The following is a 2,255-nucleotide window of genomic DNA, read 5'->3' as shown; positions in this document are numbered from 1 at the left end:
ATCAATAAAGAGATCAAAAAATTATCGAAAACCGCAGGAAATAAATATGTTTACAGATAAGCAGCTAAGAGCCTTGTTTGGTATTATAATTTTTATATTTTTATGCTTTCTAGGAATTAAAAAAAATCCCTATTTTATCCAAGGTATTTTGATATTTGCATCTTTTGGTTTGATAATAATAACAAATATTTTTGTAATTTTATGCAATTCTCATATTCCTTTTGAGTTGCAGAACAATCCAAAATACAAACGTGGCAATACAACAGGTTGGAAGACATTAACACGTGATTTACAACAGTATTTGCACAGACTTTTAAAGCTAATAAGTTTAGCACTTGTCGTTTTAATTTTTCCAAATAGTTATACTGTATTTTGGTATTTAGATATCGTTATTTGGTACTTTTTTTTAGTTTATTCATTCTTTCTCATGTTGCATACACGCAGTTTAATAAACATGTCCATTTACGCGATACAATCATCTATTAAAAAGAAAGAGAGCTAAAAAAAGCACTTGATATTCAATTAGGTAGGTATCAAAATGAAAAAAATTGAAAAAAATAAAAAATACGTATTGACATTAAAGAAAAGGTCGTTTATTAAGGTTGGCAAGTGCTAAAAACACTTAATCGTAAGCGGTTAAACCACGTAAGGTTTTTCCCATCTTCAAAATACTGACTTTCTTTTGTGCTATCATTGGCATATAACGATTTTGTCGGGTGTAGCTATACCATACAATACCCTTCGCGAGGGGAAAGTATAGCGGCGGACTTACGACCGTGTTTTTAGCGCCCGGCGCCCTTATGGGCTGTCAATTAAAAACCTAATTTCGTAAGGATTTATTATGCAAAATTCTGTCAAAAAATATCAACTCACCAATCAAACAATTCTTCGTGAGGGTAAAAAACTTTATCGCATTAAGGCGTTAAGAGATTTTGGTGATGTTAAAGCTGGTCAACTTGGTGGCTATATTGAATCTGAAGAAAATCTTTCCCATGATGGCAATTGCTGGGTTGGTGATCAGGCCATTGTTGTGAGCCCTGGTCGTGTTTACGAAAATGCGCAGGTTTATGGCAATGCAGGTGTTGGTGGTTTTGTATATGGTAATGCTCGCGTCTACGATTCAGCAAAGGTTTTTGCCAATGCCCATGTGTATGATAATGCCCATGTTTTCGATAGTGCAAAAATTGTAAGTAAAGTGCATGTTTATGAAAATGCCAATGCATGTGGCATGGCTATTGTTACTAAGAATATTTGTGGTGACACAATGAATAATGTTTATACAGAACGCCTTTCTCCTTATGGTGAAATTTGCTTTGTTATGTGTCGTCCTCATAGGAAAACAGCTTAAATAACGGCGCGGGCGCGGCGGGGGCGCCTCCTTATAACCATTTCATTTAAAAATTTGTTTGAATATTAGATTAGGGAGCTACCTATGACCACTAAAAATGTATCTAAAAAATATGAGCTTATAAATGAAAGTCACGTTAAAGGGATTACTTTATACCGCATTCGTGCTTTAAAAGACTTTGCTGATGTTAAAGCTGGTGATTTAGGCGGCTTTATTGAAAAGGAAGATAACCTTTCTCATGATGGCAATTGCTGGGTTTATGATAATGCTTGTGTTGTAAAATCTGGTCGTGTTTATGAAAATGCAAGGGTATATGGCAACGCTGTCATTGGTGGTTTTGTTTATGGCAATGCGCATGTATATGATAAAACCCGCGTGTATTTTGGAGCTCATGTTTATGATAATGCGCATCNCGCATCTTTCTGATAAGGTGTGGGTTTATCAATATGCAAGGGTTTATGGCAATGCAAAATTATCAGGAAGTGCACGCATTTATAGCAAGGCTGAGGTTTATGATCATGCTGTTGTAAGTAGCTCTTCAAAAATTTATGGCAAGGTTTATGGCAATGCTAGCGTGGGTGGGTATGTTAAGGTCTACGGTTCTGTTTATGGCAATGCTAAAGTGACTGGTTATCACACCATTAGAGGTTTGGTACATGGCAATGCAAGATTAAAAAGAAATGATTATTCATATGTTGAGCAAAACATTTACTATGTATATGGAATTCCTGAAGATTGTGAAATTTATGAAAACGATACCGTTGTAAAGATTGTTGAAAATAAAGCAGCGTAAATAAAATAACGGCGCGGGGGGCTGCTTTATAGCAAAAAAGCCGCGTCCTTTAAGACACGGCTTTTATTATCAAAACAGCTAGCGATCCAAATAAACGATTAAAATAACCAATCG

At 35.4% G+C, this 2,255-nt stretch carries 2 protein-coding genes and 1 pseudogene; all 3 read left to right on the top strand.

What is annotated here, in order from left to right; translation table 11 throughout:
- Positions 1-46: 46 nt before the first annotated feature.
- The gene (locus tag ACFILH_RS02010) at positions 47-502 is read left to right on the top strand and encodes a hypothetical protein (RefSeq protein ID WP_375654789.1); all 456 of its coding nucleotides are present in this window, start codon (positions 47-49) and stop codon (positions 500-502) included.
- 339 nt (positions 503-841) lie between these two features.
- Positions 842-1,348: a hypothetical protein gene (locus tag ACFILH_RS02005; RefSeq protein WP_120100860.1), complete on the top strand. Its 507-nt coding sequence runs from the start codon at positions 842-844 to the stop codon at positions 1,346-1,348.
- 84 nt (positions 1,349-1,432) lie between these two features.
- Positions 1,433-2,141: pseudogene (locus ACFILH_RS02000) on the top strand (hypothetical protein).
- Positions 2,142-2,255 lie beyond the last annotated feature (114 nt).

Source organism: Bartonella sp. CL435QHHD (genome assembly GCF_042195095.1).
GTDB lineage: Bacteria > Pseudomonadota > Alphaproteobacteria > Rhizobiales > Rhizobiaceae > Bartonella.
This window is presented reverse-complemented; position numbering and strand designations above follow the sequence as displayed.

Excerpts from the sequence above, each read along its gene's own strand:
- ACFILH_RS02005 (WP_120100860.1), top strand. The coding sequence starts at position 842 with ATGCAAAATTCTGTCAAAAAATATCAACTCACCAATCAAACAATTCTT.
- ACFILH_RS02010 (WP_375654789.1), top strand. The coding sequence starts at position 47 with ATGTTTACAGATAAGCAGCTAAGAGCCTTGTTTGGTATTATAATTTTT.